This is a genomic window from uncultured Paraglaciecola sp. (assembly GCF_963977085.1).
GTDB lineage: Bacteria > Pseudomonadota > Gammaproteobacteria > Enterobacterales > Alteromonadaceae > Paraglaciecola.
Genome location: NZ_CAXBNC010000006.1, coordinates 242,320 through 257,718, shown reverse-complemented (window position 1 = coordinate 257,718; position 15,399 = coordinate 242,320). Strand labels below are relative to the sequence as shown.

Genomic DNA, 15,399 nt, shown 5'->3' with positions numbered 1-15,399 from the left:
CTCCTAAACTAACCAGTCAGTAGCCAATTCACTACTGTTGCTGATTTTTTTCCAATGTTTTTACGCGCTGATTAAGGCTAGTAATATTTCTCAATGCTACCATGTTTTTGCGCCAATCTCTGTTGGCTTCTGCAGGTATACCAGATGAATACACACCCGGTTCAGTAATACTCTTAGTGACCATACTCATGCCAGTAAAAACCACGTTGTCACAAACTGAAATGTGGCCATTAATACCCACTAAACCAGCCATGCTACAGTTTTTACCAATCACTGTACTTCCTGCAATCACCGAACACGCCGCCATTGCAGTATTTTCACCAATTTCAACGTTATGAGCAATCTGGCATTGGTTGTCAATGATCACCCCATCAGCCAAAATGGTATTGTCTAGGGCGCCACGATCAATTGTAGTACTGGCACCAATTTCGACTCTATTGCCAATGACTACACTGCCAAGTTGGGGGATTTTAATCCAGCGACCATTTTCATTAGCGTAACCAAAACCATCACTACCTATAACGGAATTAGCTTGTACTAAACAATCAGTACCTATAATCACGTCATGATAAATACTGACATTGGACCATAATTTAGTATTCGCGCCCAATTGTGCGCATTTACCAATAAAACATCCAGGGCCAATTATAACATTGTCACCTAGTATAACGCCTGCCTCAATTACAGCATTAGCACCAATTTTAACGTCTTTACCCAATTTAACATTTTCGCCAATAACGGCATGAGCTGATATCTCATGAGCAGGTTGTGGCGTAGTGTCGAGCAATTGTGCTGCTTTCGCAAAACCTACATAAGGGTTACTCATAACTAGGGCTGAACGATTGCAATGAGGTAATTCGTCAGGATGTAAAATAACGGCTTGTGCCAGCGTACTTTGAAGTTGGCTGCGATACTTTTTATTAGACAAAAATGCAACTTGGCCATTGCCAGCTTTGACTAACGTAGACAATCCACTTACGAGGGTATCTTGAGTATCGGTACCAGCTAGGTGCAGCTGTGCACCTATGCTTTGTGCCAATTGAATAAGGCTGATTGTGTGACTCAAAACACCTCCCATGCAATAACTAAGGTGATTTAGTTAATTTTAGCAACTTGCTCAAGAACCAATTTAGACACGTCTAAGTCAGGGTTAATAAATGCCACAGAATTAGCATTCAAAATAATGTCATACTTTTCTTTTGCCGCGACACTATCGATACCTTGCTTAATCAAACCTAACAATTTGTTTTGTTCTTCTTTTAAACGATTTTGAATTTCTTGCTGTAAAGGCTGCGCTTTGGCGGTGTATTCTTCACGTAAAGCGATAATTTTCCCTTCAAGTTCAGTTTTTTCTTTGGCGCTCATAGTGGCCGCATCACGCTGATTTTTTTCAAGATAATATTTAATATCTTTTTCTAAACGACTCACTTCTTCGGTTTTGTCTTTAAATTGTGCAGCGATGGCGTCTTGGATAGAGGCAGCTTGAGGCATAGATTGAAATATACCCTGTACATTCACAACACCAATTTTTTGTTCAGCAAATACCGCAGAACTCGCCATAGCTGAAGTCAACAATGCACCTGCAATCAAACTTTTAGTAAACTTTTTCAAAAGGAACTCCTACTTCTTATTGTTCTAAGACTGGATTCTACCAGCCAAAATTAAAATGTTTGCCCAATGTTAAAAGTGAAGAATTTAGAATCATCACCTTCTCTTTCTTGTATTACTTTAGAGAAACTAAACACCATAGGCCCCATTGGTGACAGCCATTGTACAGAAACTCCACCCGATGCTCTATAGAGTGATGGATCACTGTAATCAATTAATTCATCATTACTAAGTGAATAGTTATTATCTAAGAGTTTATAACGGTCATTATCAAACTCAGTATCCCAGACATTACCCACATCAACAAATAAACTGGTACGTACAGAGTTATCAAAATCCACCTCTACAAAAGGTGTAGGCACTATGAGTTCAACGCCACCTAGCACCATAGCATTACCACCTAATGAGCGGCTAGAAACGGAGAAAGTATTGTTGGACTCATCACCTAGAATGATATTGCCATTAGGATCGGTGACGACCTGAGACGGTGTCACCCTTAATCCACGAGGGCCAACGGTATTGTTTTCGAAACCTCTTAAAGAATCAGTACCACCCGCTGTAAAATGCTGGGTGAAAGGTAATATTTGATCGATACCGCCTACCTCTCCATAACCATTCCCGTATCCCATTTTTAATCTTGCTAAAAACGACCAACGTTGATTACGTGACAAAGGGAAATACCATTTACCGTCGAGCTCTGTCTTAAAATAGTTTACATCTGAATTAGGCGTAGTGATACCGAATGAGGCACGCTGTGAAGAACCAGCAGTTGGGAATACTCCTCGGTTAAGTGTGGTGCGTGACCACGCAACAGACGCCAAGAAGCTATCGTATTTAATCGCAGCATCAGGATTACTTTCATCAACAAACTGATTATTAAAACGAGTTGTTTGTACGTAAGGTTGATTCTGGAATAGTTCTACTGTGCTGTAGGTTAAACCAAAGTTAATACGATTAAATTGATCTATCGGGTAACCAATATTGCTGCCAACAGAAAACTGCTTACTATTGTATTGAATTAGGTTAGCTGAGCTACCGTCAAACTCACTGTAAGAGACTGAACCACCTAAACTAATGCCATCAACAGTGAAATATGGGTCGGTGTAAGATAACTGCACACTTTTCTGATAAGACACTGTGCTCACGTTAAACGCAATACGTTTCCCAGTACCTAAGAAGTTATCTTGCTGAATGCCCGCCTGCAAACTTAGCTTGGTACGATCGCCATAACCAATACCCGCGTTAAACGCACCTGAAGGTTGCTCTTTAACCGTAAAATTCACATCAACTTTATCTTCTTCGCCAGGTAAACGTACCGTTTCAAAGTCGACATTTTCCATATAAGTTAAACGAGATAGACTATTTTTTGATTGTTCTAACGTAGCATTAGACAACCATGAACCTTCCATTTGAGAAACAGATTGTCGCAACACTTCATCAGCCGTACTCACATTGCCTGCAAAATTAATTCTACGTACATAAATTCTTTTACCAGGATCAACAGACAAAACTAACTTCACTGTTTTGTCTTCTTCATTAATATCTGGAATAGTAGTCACTGTAGGATAAGCATAACCATAGCGGCCCAAATATTTACTGATAAATTCTTCGGTGTAAGTCACTTCAGCTTGGTTATACAACTCGCCTTTGGTTAATGGCAGTACCAGTTTAATGTAATCTTCGTAGCCCAGTAGGTCTCCAATTAATTCAACCTCAGAAATAGTATATTGCTCGCCTTCAGCGACGTTTAATGTCACATAGATACCAGTTTTATCAGGTGTCATTGACACTTGAGTAGAGTCGATATTAAAACGCAAATAGCCGCGGTCTTTATAATAACTGGTAATAGTTTCCATATCACCGGTCAAAGTCTGTTTCTGGTAACGGGTTTCAGATAAAAAGTCCCACCAAGGCGTGTCAAATTTCAATTCAACTTGCTCTAGTAACTCAAAATCACTGAAGGTCTCATTTCCTACAATATTGATCTGTTGAATTTTTGCTGAATCACCTTCTTCAAATAATAATTTAAGGTCGACCCTATTTCTTGGTAGAGGGGTAATAATCGCAGTCACATCGGCATTATATTTACCTATGCTGTAAAAGAAGTCTTTTAAACCATTTTCAATAGAGGTCAAAACAGTTTTGTCTAACGGTTCACCTACTACAATGTTGGCGTCATTGAGACTTTCTTGTAATTGCTCATCTTTAATATCGTCATTATCTTCAAATACAATATTACTGATAGTGGGTCTCTCAGTCACTCGAACCAATAATGTATTACCATCACGAAAGATTTTAATGTTTTCAAAATGGGTAGAGGAATACATTGACCGAATTAATTGGGAAATCCGAAAACTATTCATCTCATCGCCGACTGTAACAGGCAAATAAGTCAAAGCCGCGCCTAAGGCAACGCGCTGCAAACCTTCAACTTTGATATCTTGAACGACAAAATCACTACTTGGGGCTGCTTTTGCTAAGCTAGCAATGGATAACAATAATCCGGCAACAACTAACTGTTTAAACTTCATTTATTAATATTCTTCCTAAACGCACAAAAAATGTGGTGTGCATAGTCACATCGACTGATAAAAATTATAAACGCGCAATATCATTTACTATCGCGATGCTCATTAATAGCAGTAGCAAAACGCCACCAATTTTAAATCCTACTTCTTGCACTGATTCTGGTACAGGCCGCCCACTTACAAGCTCTATAAAATAATAGAGTAAGTGCCCACCATCAAGTACTGGCAGAGGTAAAAGGTTAATTATGCCCAAATTAACGCTAATTAGCGCTAAAAAGCCTAAAAAGTACACTAAACCTAAGCTTGCGCTCATGCCTGCACCTTGAGCAATAGCAATAGGGCCACTTAAATTTTTCACTGATACATCACCTGTTATCAGCTTACCAAGCATCTCAATACTCAGTGTCATTAAGCGCCATGTTTTGTCCATTGCCTTGGAAAAGGCTTTTCCTAAACCATATTGATGCACAAATACTACACCCTCTGGCCACGGTTCGAGAGTTGGAGTAAACCCCATATATCCCTTGGTATTTTGTTCTACAGTTTTACTACCAATCGTTCCATTTAAGTTGACGATTTGCCCATTTCTAAGCACTTCCACTTCAACGGGTTGATTGGGTCTTGTAGAAACATAACCCACTATTTGTTCCCAATTTTGCATACTAGTTCCATCTAAACTGACAATTTTGTCATTTGTCTGAAAACCAATTTGTTGAGCTGCGGAACCATCTTCCACGGATCCCAAGACAGTCAGCACTTTCGGTCGATAGGGAGTCAATCCTAAACTGGCAAAAACTGAAGTTTTATCTGGATCAAATTTCCATTGTTTTATATTAATTGTGGCTGTTCTTTCAAATGTACTTTTTTCGTCTGTCCATTTAATGAGCATTTCATCATGGCCAATAAACGACATAAACTCGTAGGCTACATCTTCCCAATCAACTACTTCTCGATCGCCAACTTGAGTCAAAATAGCGTTATTTGGGATCTGACTTTGGCTAAGAATACTGTCGGGTTGAATACTTCCCACTACTGGCTTAATAGTTTGTAGACCGATTGTATACATGAGAAATAACGCAAATATAGCGAAAAGAAAATTCACTCCTGGACCTGCTGCAATAATGGCAATACGTTTTAACACATGTTGTCGATTAAACGCATAGGGTAAATCTTGTTCAGATACTTGGTCCACTCGCTCATCGAGCATTTTAACATAGCCACCCAGTGGAATAGCCGCTATGACATATTCGGTGCCAAGCTTATCGGTTCTGCGCCATAACGCCTTGCCGAAACCAATAGAAAAACGTTCGACTTTGACCCCACATCTGCGAGCAACCCAAAAATGCCCCCATTCATGTACTGCAACTAAAATACCTAAGGCAACAATAAAAGAAACAACACTAATAAGAAAACTCACGATCCAACCTTCTGTAGCTCTGTTCGACTCAGATTGTCAATGATACTTGCGCTGAGTCTACGGGCTGTTTTATCACTTTCAAGTACCGCTTCAATAGACTCTAAGTTGTGAGTTGATGTTTGTTGTAAACATTCATTATTCACTTGAGCAATTTGCATAAAACCAATTTGGCCTTGTAAAAACGCAGCCACTGCCACTTCATTGGCTGCATTAAGAGTAGTGGTAGCATATTGACCTGCGTTACTTGCTTGCATGGCTAGTTCTAGATTGGGGTATCGAGCGATTTCAGGCTCAGTAAAACTAAAATCAGCTAATTGTTTAAAATCTAAAGGGGGTACGCCAGATTCGATTCTTTCTGGGTAGGCTAATGCATGAGCGATAGGGGTACGCATGTCAGGATTACCCATTTGCGCTATGACTGACCCATCCAGATATTGCACCATAGAATGAATAATACTCTGTGGGTGTAACACAACTTCAATATCAGTTGCTTCTAGTCCAAACAACCACCTCGCTTCAATAAATTCTAATCCTTTATTCATCATAGTGGCCGAATCAACTGATATCTTTCGGCCCATATCCCAGTTTGGGTGCGCACAAGCTTGGTCTGGCGTGACTTGATGCAGATCATCGATAGGCGTGTTTAAAAATGGGCCCCCAGAACCTGTCAAAAGAATTTTACTGATGCCTGAAGAACATAAATCTCCGTATTTAAAATCGGCGGGTAAACATTGAAAAATAGCATTGTGTTCACTGTCTATTGGCAATAATTGGGCGTTATACTCGTTAGCGGCTTGAATAAATAGATCCCCAGACATAACTAAGGATTCTTTATTCGCTAAAAGGACCTTTTTACCGGCTTTTACAGCGGCTAAGGTAGGTAATAAACCTGCGGCACCCACTATTGCAGCCATCACTACATCGACATCTGGGGCACAGGCAACTTGCACCAAAGCCTCATGACCGGCTAAGACTTCGCATTTTAGTTGTTGCTCTGAGAATAACTTTTTAGCTTGTTGAAATTGTTTAGGATTGGCAATCACCACATACTCAGGGGAACATAAATGAGCTTGCTGTAACAACAATTCAATATTGTTGTTTGCCGTTAACGCAAAAACACTAAATAGATCTGGGTGTCGACTTATTACGTCTATCGTACTTTTACCAATAGAGCCTGTCGCACCCAAAATGCTTATTTTCTGCGCTTTTTGTTGCATTAGGCCATCCACATGACATAACAAAACGCAAACACAGGGAAGGCAGCTGTTAAGCTGTCAATTCTATCCATAATCCCGCCATGCCCAGGTAATAAGGTTCCGCTATCTTTTATTCCCGCACAGCGCTTAAACATACTTTCGTTTAAATCTCCTAAAGCAGACACGCCCACAGTCAATGCACCCACTAAGATGTGTAACCAGATACGGGATGGATCTACCTGATAATGCAAGGCGGCAAAGGCAATAATCGCTGAAGAAGCAAAAACGCCCCCCATCAATCCCTCTAAGGTTTTACCCGGCGAGACTTCGGGACGTAACTTGTGCTTTCCAAATTTCACTCCAACAAAAAACGCACCTATGTCAGCAGCCCATACAATGCCCAGCACATAAAAAATAAGGGAAGCACCGTAGTATGGATCTATATCGTATAAACTTGTGCGAAGTGAAACAACAGCAACCCAAGTGGGAATAAGGGTTAAAAATCCAAATATGCCACGCAGTACTTTACTGGTGTACCACACTGACGTGTAACTTGGATAGGCAATAATCATCGCCAGAGATACGACCCACCAGATGGCGGCGACAGAGAGAATATAAGTATATAAGCTGTTCAACTGGCCTTGATACCAAATCAAATCCGTTGGCAAAATAAATGACAATATCAGGCAAATTACAACGACCAATGCAGCATAGGCGCTTTTAGTAAAAGTGCGTGTCATTCCAGACATACTTGACCATTCCCAAGCTCCTAAACCCATCACTAAGGCGATCATTATTTCAAAACTAAATAGTGGTAAGTATAAAATGGCAAACAATGCCAAAGGAGCAAGAATAAGCGCCGTGATAATTCGCTGTTTTAACACACTAGCACCTTATATTTATTATTTTTGACTAGGTTTAACATTAACTTACCTGCTCTGAAGTTTTACCGAAACGTCGCTGCCGATCAGAAAAAGCGTCTACCGCTAATTGGAAGGTAGCTTCATCGAAATCAGGCCAAAAAATTTCAGAGAAATACAATTCTGCATAGGCCATTTGCCACAACAAAAAATTACTAATTCTTTGTTCCCCCCCTGTGCGGATCATTAAATCTACTGGAGGTAAACATGCTGTACAGGTATGCTGGGTAAATGATTCTTCGTTTATATCTGCTACAACCAGTTCCCCAGCTTGCACTTTTACAAGGAGTTCTTTAGCCGCATTCACTATATCCCAGCGACCGCCATAATTAGCTGCAATATTCAAAACTAAACTGTCGTTAGTTTCAGTTAACGTCTCAGCTAGGTGGATTTTATCCACTAATTTACTATCAAATCGACTGGTATCGCCTATGATTTTGAGCCTGACGTTATTTTTGTGTAATTTTTTCACTTCACTGCCAAGCACCATGTTAAAGAGTTCCATTAGCACCCCAACTTCGTCAGCTGGACGGTTCCAATTTTCACTGCTAAAAGCAAAGAGCGTAAGCACTTTTACCCCATTTTTTAATGCATAGGATACTGAGGCTCTTACAGCTTTCACTGCAGATTTATGACCGAAAGTACGAATTTTGCCTTTTTTCTTAGCCCAGCGTCCGTTGCCATCCATAATGATAGCAACATGTTGAGGCATGATCTTTTCGGCTAATTGTTCAGAAGCATTCATTTATCAGATATAACTCAATCACACTTCCATTAAGTCTTTTTCTTTCGCTACTAAAATTTCGTCTACTTCTTTAACAAAAGCATCAGTCAACTTCTGCACATCGTCTTCACCACGACGGCTATCGTCTTCACTAATTTCTTTTTCTTTCAATAATTCTTTAATATCGCTATTTGCGTCTCTACGAATATTACGAATTGCCACTTTACCTTGTTCAGCTTCAGCACGAACAACACGAATGAGGTCTTTACGACGATCTTCAGTCAAAGCAGGCATAGGAATACGCATAACATTACCGGCACTCATAGGATTTAGCCCTAGGTCCGACTGCATTATGGCTTTTTCAACTGCTTTTGCAGAGCTTTTATCAAACACAGTCAATGCCAAGGTGCGAGAATCTTCCGCGATAATATTAGCTAACTGTTTAAGTGGCGTATCTGAACCATAATAGGGCACCATAATGCTATCTAGTAGGCTAGGATGGGCACGACCAGTTCGGATCTTGGAAAGTTGGCCCTTTAATACACTGATACTTTTTTCCATACGCTGACGCGCGTCATCATTAATTTCGTCAATCACAGTAGTTTTCCTATTATTACTTTATGTCTTCAGTATGGCAGATTAAGGTACCGACCTCTTCACCCATCACAACCGCTTTCATACAACCTGGGGTATTCATGTTAAAAACACGAATGGGTACATTATGATCACGTGCAAGGGTAAAAGCGGCTAAATCCATCACTTTTAATTCTTTTTCTAAGACTTCATTATACGACAAGGTTTTGAATAATTTGGCTTCTGGGTTTGTCGCTGGATCATCATCGTAAACACCGTCTACTTTAGTGCCTTTTAGTACTGCATCCGCCTCGATTTCAATACCGCGCAAACATGCAGCGGAGTCAGTGGTAAAAAACGGATTACCTGTACCGGCAGAAAAAATCACCACTCGACCAGATTTAAGTAAACTGATGGCCTCAGCCCAGTTGTAAGCGTCACAGACACCATTTAGAGGAATAGCAGACATTAGACGGGCATTAACAAAAGCACGGTGCAACGCGTCGCGCATAGCCAGTCCATTCATAACAGTGGCCAACATGCCCATATGATCTCCAACCACACGGTTCATGCCAGCTTTGGCTAAACCTTCACCACGAAAAAGGTTACCACCACCAATAACCAACCCGACCTCAACACCCAACTCAACTATTTCTTTAATTTCTTGAGCCATACGTTCTAACACTTTGGGGTCAATGCCAAAACCTTCGTCTCCCATTAATGCTTCACCACTTAGTTTTAACAATATTCTTCGATAAGCGGACTTAGGTGCGATACTCATAGATTGATAGTTCCTTAAGATGATAAAAGGCGGCGATGATAAAAGGCCTGTAAGCCTATTTTATATATGTCTATGTTGTCTCAAACCCATAGATTCAAAACAACAGAGGCATATAAAAAAAAGCACCTCAATTCGAGGTGCCAGTATTATACCCAAACAACTTTAAAAGGCATTTTTATTTTTTAACAGCTGCCATTTGTGCAGCAACTTCAGCAGCAAAGTCTTCTTCTTTTTTCTCGATACCTTCACCTACTTCAAAACGTACGAAGTTAATCACATCGGCACCTTTTGATTTAAGTAAGTCAGCAACTAACATTGAAGGATCTTTGATAAAAGGCTGACCAGTCAAGCTGACTTCGCCAGTGAATTTCTTCATTCGACCAGCAACCATTTTTTCAGCAATTTCAGCTGGTTTGCCAGATTGAATTGCAATATCAAGCTGAATTTCTTTTTCTTTAGCAACAACTTCAGCTGGCACATCTTCAGGTCTCACAAACTGTGGGCTTGAAGCAGCAATATGCATAGCGATGTCTTTCGCCAATTCTTCATCACCACCTTGTAAGATTGCGATAACGCCGATACGTGCACTGTGCACATAGGCACCAAGATTGTCACCTTCAACAGAGATAACACGACGAGGACTGATGTTTTCACCAATTTTGGCAACTAAAGTGTCACGAAGGTCACTGATTTTAACACCGTCAACTTCAGTATTATTAAGTGTGTCCATGTCATTAATTTTATTCGCAGAAGCGACTTCAATTAACTGTTGACCAAACTTGATAAAACCATCGTCGCGAGCAACAAAGTCAGTTTCGCTGTTCACTTCCATCATAGTTGCAACACCGTTAGCAACTTTAGTCAAAATCACACCTTCAGCGGCAATACGACCAGCCTTTTTAGCGGCTTTCGCTTGACCATTTTTACGCATATTTTCAATTGCTAGCTCAATATCACCATCGGTTTCTACCAAGGCTTTTTTACAATCAAGCATACCGGCGGCTGTACGCTCACGCAATTCTTTAACTAGGGCTGCTGTCACTGCCATTTTCGTTTCCTCGTCAAAATAATTTGATCAAATTATTTGAAATTATACATTTAAAAACAGGGGCGACGGCCCCTGTTAAATTTATTCGTGTTAGATAACTAAAACTTCGTTATCTAAAGTGTCGTTTAACGCTAGCTAATTACTCAGCAGCTTCTACGAACTCACCTTTTTCAGCTTGCGCTTCAAGGTTTTGATCACGACCTTCGATAACAGCGTCCGCAGCTGAGTTCAAATAAAGTTGAACAGCACGAATCGCATCGTCGTTACCAGGTACGATATAATCAACACCATCTGGGTTTGAGTTAGTATCAACAATTGAAACAACTGGAATACCTAAGTTGCCGGCTTCAGTGATAGCAATATGTTCGTGGTCAGCATCAACAACAAACAACACGTCTGGTAAACCACCCATGTTTTTAATACCACCAAGGCTAGTTTCTAGCTTAGTCATTTCACGAGTCAGCATTAACACTTCTTTTTTGGTCAATTTTTCGAACGTACCGTCTTGGCTTTGTTGCTCAAGTTCTTTTAAACGTTTAATTGACTGACGAACTGTTTTCCAGTTTGTTAACATACCGCCTAACCAGCGTTTGTTAACATAGAATTGGTCACATTTGTCTGCGGCTTCTTTCACTGCATCACTTGCTGCACGCTTAGTGCCAACAAAAAGGATTTTACCTTTCTTAGCAGCAACGCCGCCAACAAAGTTAAGTGCTTCGTTGAACATAGGAACAGTTTTTTCAAGATTGATGATATGAACTTTATTACGGGCTCCGAAAATGAAAGGTTTCATTTTAGGGTTCCAGTAACGAGTTTGGTGTCCAAAGTGTACGCCTGCCTGAAGCATGTCGCGCATAGATACATTTGCCATTATAAAGATTCCTCAATATGGGGTTAGGCCTCCATACATCCCAGTTTTCGATCCACTAACAGAAACTCTGCGTAGACACCCCGAAAAATGTGTCGATGTATGTGTGATATTTACGCTAATCTAGTTAGCTACGTCGCAATAAATTAATAAGGTATTAATCCTCATTAATTTCAGCGGTGCGCTTTATAGCATGAGGCTAGTCTCTGTTCAAGTGGAGGCTGGTACTTTTAGGCAAAAATCAACAAATTGGGCGTCATTTTGAACGATAAGCAAAACAAAACTTTCTATCAACTTATTGCCATCGCGACTTTCACAAAACTCGCCGACTTACTTATTTCTGCTAAAACTACTTTACCTTGGTTACTTACAAGCTTAGGGGCGCCTATTTGGATTATCTCATTATTAGTTCCCATTCGTGAGTCAGGTTCGTTGTTACCCCAATGGCCCATTAAGCAAAAAACCCAAAATGTGCACAACCGAATACTCCTATGGAGATTGGGCATTGTTATTCAGGCTGCTGCCATTGGCGGTATTTTGTTCGCAGCGATATTTACCCAAAACCTCATTGCTGGAATATTAATACTCAGTGCTTTATTAGTCGTAAGTTTAGGTCGTTCCTTAACCTCTTTAAGCATGAAAGATATCCAGGGATTAAACATAAAAAAAGGCCAAAGAGGCAAGTTAGTAGGGATTGCATCATCAATTTCCGGACTTTTATCATTATTAACCGCTGTATTAATGATCATGGCTCCTGATGAACAAAGCTCCACCATCATTGTGTTTCTAATTAGTCTTGCAATAACCATAATGCTAATAAGTTTACTGCTGTCTCGCAATCTAACCGCAAAATTCGCCGACGATGACGACACTCTAAATGGCCAAGATGGGTTATGGAAAACCCTTTACCACCAAACAGACTTAAGAAAGCTAATAATTAGTCGTTGTTTATTATTACATGGGGCACTAATTGCGCCGTTTTTCGTGAGTACCGCAGCCACCAATAATGACAATTTTCAATTGCCCTATTTTATCATCGCCAGTGCCTTAGCGTCGTTTTTAAGTTCTTATTTTTGGGGCAAGTTGGCAGATAAGAATGCTGTGAAAACCATATTTTTTGCGACTTTGATTTGTATTTTGGCATCTGTCAGTTTTTATATTTTCACTGAAACGGATGAATGGTGGTTAAATATAGCTTTATTTTTTATTTTGAGTCTTGGCTACGCAGGCATAAGAACGGGTCGAAAAACCTATATGTTAGACATTGCCCAAGGGCATACACGAACCAATTACGTGGCATCAGCAAATACAGTGGTAGGTTATGTATTATTGACACTAGGAGGATTTTACGCACTATTACAAACGTGGATAAGTGACTATGTTATTTTAATTATGACCGGGGCGCTGCTAGTAGGCCTATTTCATTCATTGACTATGCGGGCCGAAAAATAGCGGCGAGACTAAAGCCTCACCGCTGAAGTTCAATAATTATAGGTACCACGGATGGGATAGCTATTTTCCAAAGCATACTCTAGCCCAGTAACAAATTGGTCGATATTGGGACGTATAAAGGGTGCATTAGCAATTTCCAACATAGCCGTTTCACCTTTTGGGTTAACCAAAAATAATCCAGGTTCAGTAAACAAGTGATCCGTTTCTGAATCACTGGTAGGTTCAGATATATACAACCCAAGTTTCTTCATATCTTCAACTTGCAACTCGAGTAAGACCGGAAAACCGACATTTAAACCATTCACTTTAAATTGGTCTAGCTGTTGTTTGTTATCTGCAGAAACAGCAACAATATCGATATTGAGCGCTTCAAATCGACCAGTAAGCATGGCTAACTCATTAAGATATTTCAAACAAATTGGGCAATGTTGTCCTCGGTATACCACAACCAATGTCCATCGACCTGTGGCCACTTGCGGTTTTATTTCAACTAAAGACACTACTCGCCCGTCTGGTGTTTTAACGTCAATTTGGGGGAAGCTTTCACCTGCCTTTAATTTTGTATTTTGCATATTAGTTTCTCCTTGTATTTAATTTTTTGAGGGATAATCTACTTGATGCTTTGTTACGAACAGTTACAGGTCTTTCAACTGCAATTCCTTCGCACACTAGTTGAGTTGTGGTTCGCCTCCAATTGCAGTGAGAGACCCCTGCTACCTAGTTCAATTAACCGCTTTAGTAAAAACACAAGCTACGCTTGTTGCATCTCTTTTTTATACTCGCTAGCTAACTGGTCTTTTTGTTGGTGACTCAACACGCGGTCTGCGTGTAGGAAAAACTCTGACTCTTCTTCATCTAAATGATGTAAAACTAGCTCCTGCAAGGATTTCATATGTCGTAACCATCCCGACGAGCTCATATCTGTGTCATCTAATTTTTCAACCAGTTCATCAATTTCGTGATGTTCAGCAATTCCATGCCTTGAATCTTCAATGGTTTTATCAGACTCCATTAGTGGCGAATAAAAATGTCTTTCTTCAGCTGCTGCATGTTGGCTAAGCTGCGCTTTTAACTCAGAAAAATATTCCCTGCGCTTGTGGGTATCACCTGAGGTTTCAACTAAAATTTTCATTAGTAATCTCTGTTTTTCATGGTCTTTTCGTAAAGCTTGAAAGATTTTCATAAATACTCCATTTCGTTAAATTACAGCATTAATAAAAGCTAACATCATGCCAACGAGACAACTAATTGTTTTTTATAGCTATTTTTCAATTTTTATATAATCAACAATCTTCATTTATATAAAGATCAAGAAATAAATACACGCCTTAGAGTAAGATCTACAGGCGACTTCTATTTAAACCCAAGCGGATATTTATTCAGCTCTAGCGAGAATCGCCCCGAAAAGATACAATGAGTGGAATTTATAAATTTACTGAAATTTAGGAAATAACCTTGCCCGCCACAATTAAAACTGCAGATGAAATTGAAAAAATGCGCGTCGCTGGGCGCCTTGCCGCTGATGTACTACAAATGATCGGTGAACATGTCACAAAAGGCGTTACCACCAATGAGCTCAATCAGATTTGTCACGACTATATAGTTGATGTTCAAAAATGCATCCCTGCTCCCCTTAATTATGGCAGTCCACCTTTCCCTAAATCTATTTGTACTTCAGTCAATCATGTTATTTGTCACGGAATTCCCTCAGACAAACAACTTAAAGAGGGAGACTCAGTAAATATTGATGTCACTGTCATTAAAGATGGCTATCACGGTGATACTTCAAAAATGTTTGTAGTAGGCAAACCGTCAATTCTGACAGAACGCCTGATAAGAGTAACCCAAGAGTCTTTGTATAAAGGCATAAAAATGGTTAAGCCTGGTGTTCGTTTAGGCGACATCGGCCATGTTATCCAGCAATATGCTGAAAGTCACAATTATTCAATTGTCCGTGAATATTGTGGGCACGGTATAGGAGCTAACTTTCATGAAGAACCACAAGTTGTGCATTATGGTAAACCCAATACAGGCGAAACTCTGGAAGAAGGCATGTGTTTTACTATTGAGCCTATGATTAATGCCGGTAAACGTTATTCAAAAGTGTTACCCGATAAGTGGACTGTGGTTACCAAAGACCGCAGTTTAAGTGCGCAGTGGGAACATACTTTATTGGTCACTGCTACGGGTGTAGAAATATTAACCTTAAGAGACGACGAAGAAATAGACCGTATCATTAACCATTAATTTCAGTGCTTTATCTGAGTTGATACTATCAAACCTT

15 protein-coding genes are annotated in these 15,399 nt (G+C 40.0%); 2 read left to right on the top strand and 13 right to left on the bottom strand.

What is annotated here, in order from left to right; translation table 11 throughout:
- Positions 1-31 precede the first annotated feature (31 nt).
- The 11 genes from lpxD to rpsB all read right to left on the bottom strand — a co-directional run bounded on the left by lpxD (position 32) and on the right by rpsB (position 11,666).
- The gene (gene lpxD, locus AAC000_RS09885) at positions 32-1,066 is read right to left on the bottom strand and encodes a UDP-3-O-(3-hydroxymyristoyl)glucosamine N-acyltransferase (RefSeq protein WP_339722272.1); all 1,035 of its coding nucleotides are present in this window, start codon (positions 1,064-1,066) and stop codon (positions 32-34) included.
- A 29-nt stretch (positions 1,067-1,095) separates the two neighbouring features.
- Positions 1,096-1,611 (bottom strand): OmpH family outer membrane protein, encoded by a 516-nt coding sequence (locus AAC000_RS09880; protein ID WP_339722271.1) that lies wholly within the window; start codon positions 1,609-1,611, stop codon positions 1,096-1,098.
- Between the two features lie 50 nt (positions 1,612-1,661).
- Positions 1,662-4,139: an outer membrane protein assembly factor BamA gene (gene bamA / locus AAC000_RS09875; RefSeq protein WP_339722269.1), complete on the bottom strand. Its 2,478-nt coding sequence runs from the start codon at positions 4,137-4,139 to the stop codon at positions 1,662-1,664.
- 64 nt (positions 4,140-4,203) lie between these two features.
- The gene (gene rseP, locus AAC000_RS09870) at positions 4,204-5,556 is read right to left on the bottom strand and encodes a sigma E protease regulator RseP (RefSeq protein WP_339722324.1); all 1,353 of its coding nucleotides are present in this window, start codon (positions 5,554-5,556) and stop codon (positions 4,204-4,206) included.
- The gene (ispC, locus tag AAC000_RS09865; protein WP_339722267.1) at positions 5,550-6,770 is read right to left on the bottom strand and encodes a 1-deoxy-D-xylulose-5-phosphate reductoisomerase; all 1,221 of its coding nucleotides are present in this window, start codon (positions 6,768-6,770) and stop codon (positions 5,550-5,552) included. Before ispC ends, rseP begins: the two co-directional genes overlap by 7 nt.
- On the bottom strand, positions 6,770-7,633 hold the full coding sequence (locus tag AAC000_RS09860) for a phosphatidate cytidylyltransferase (protein ID WP_339722265.1): 864 nt from the start codon (positions 7,631-7,633) through the stop codon (positions 6,770-6,772). The genes ispC and AAC000_RS09860 overlap by 1 nt, the downstream gene beginning before the upstream one ends.
- Positions 7,634-7,673: 40 nt before the next feature.
- Positions 7,674-8,414 carry a polyprenyl diphosphate synthase gene (uppS, locus tag AAC000_RS09855; protein WP_339722263.1) on the bottom strand — a complete coding sequence of 247 codons (741 nt, stop codon included), beginning with the start codon at positions 8,412-8,414 and terminating at the stop codon, positions 7,674-7,676.
- An 18-nt stretch (positions 8,415-8,432) separates the two neighbouring features.
- Entirely contained in the window at positions 8,433-8,990 is a 558-nt protein-coding gene (frr, locus tag AAC000_RS09850; RefSeq protein ID WP_339722261.1) for a ribosome recycling factor, read from the bottom strand.
- 16 nt (positions 8,991-9,006) lie between these two features.
- Complete coding sequence (gene pyrH, locus AAC000_RS09845; protein ID WP_339722260.1) at positions 9,007-9,747, bottom strand: UMP kinase; 741 nt, start codon at positions 9,745-9,747, stop codon at positions 9,007-9,009.
- Between the two features lie 175 nt (positions 9,748-9,922).
- Entirely contained in the window at positions 9,923-10,795 is an 873-nt protein-coding gene (gene tsf, locus AAC000_RS09840) for a translation elongation factor Ts (protein WP_339722258.1), read from the bottom strand.
- A 139-nt stretch (positions 10,796-10,934) separates the two neighbouring features.
- A complete protein-coding gene (gene rpsB / locus AAC000_RS09835; protein WP_339722256.1) occupies positions 10,935-11,666 on the bottom strand; it encodes a 30S ribosomal protein S2 in 732 nt (243 codons plus the stop codon).
- Positions 11,667-11,924: 258 nt separating this feature from the next.
- On the opposite strand from rpsB, the gene AAC000_RS09830 reads away from it, so the two are divergent.
- Positions 11,925-13,115 carry an MFS transporter gene (locus AAC000_RS09830; RefSeq protein ID WP_339722254.1) on the top strand — a complete coding sequence of 397 codons (1,191 nt, stop codon included), beginning with the start codon at positions 11,925-11,927 and terminating at the stop codon, positions 13,113-13,115.
- 29 nt (positions 13,116-13,144) lie between these two features.
- Here AAC000_RS09830 and AAC000_RS09825 read toward each other — a convergent pair whose 3' ends face one another.
- Positions 13,145-13,687, bottom strand: coding sequence for a redoxin domain-containing protein (locus AAC000_RS09825; RefSeq protein WP_339722252.1), 543 nt, complete (start codon positions 13,685-13,687; stop codon positions 13,145-13,147).
- Positions 13,688-13,866: 179 nt separating this feature from the next.
- Positions 13,867-14,298, bottom strand: coding sequence for a hemerythrin domain-containing protein (locus AAC000_RS09820; RefSeq protein ID WP_339722251.1), 432 nt, complete (start codon positions 14,296-14,298; stop codon positions 13,867-13,869).
- A 272-nt stretch (positions 14,299-14,570) separates the two neighbouring features.
- On the opposite strand from AAC000_RS09820, the gene map reads away from it, so the two are divergent.
- Complete coding sequence (map, locus tag AAC000_RS09815) at positions 14,571-15,362, top strand: type I methionyl aminopeptidase (protein ID WP_339722249.1); 792 nt, start codon at positions 14,571-14,573, stop codon at positions 15,360-15,362.
- Positions 15,363-15,399: the final 37 nt, after the last annotated feature.

Bases quoted from the DNA above. Each gene is read 5' to 3' on its own strand.
- AAC000_RS09820 (WP_339722251.1), bottom strand. From the start codon at position 14,298: ATGAAAATCTTTCAAGCTTTACGAAAAGACCATGAAAAACAGAGATTA.
- uppS (WP_339722263.1), bottom strand. From the start codon at position 8,414: ATGAATGCTTCTGAACAATTAGCCGAAAAGATCATGCCTCAACATGTT.
- pyrH (WP_339722260.1), bottom strand. From the start codon at position 9,747: ATGAGTATCGCACCTAAGTCCGCTTATCGAAGAATATTGTTAAAACTA.
- AAC000_RS09825 (WP_339722252.1), bottom strand. From the start codon at position 13,687: ATGCAAAATACAAAATTAAAGGCAGGTGAAAGCTTCCCCCAAATTGAC.
- rpsB (WP_339722256.1), bottom strand. From the start codon at position 11,666: ATGGCAAATGTATCTATGCGCGACATGCTTCAGGCAGGCGTACACTTT.
- tsf (WP_339722258.1), bottom strand. From the start codon at position 10,795: ATGGCAGTGACAGCAGCCCTAGTTAAAGAATTGCGTGAGCGTACAGCC.
- ispC (WP_339722267.1), bottom strand. From the start codon at position 6,770: ATGCAACAAAAAGCGCAGAAAATAAGCATTTTGGGTGCGACAGGCTCT.
- bamA (WP_339722269.1), bottom strand. From the start codon at position 4,139: ATGAAGTTTAAACAGTTAGTTGTTGCCGGATTATTGTTATCCATTGCT.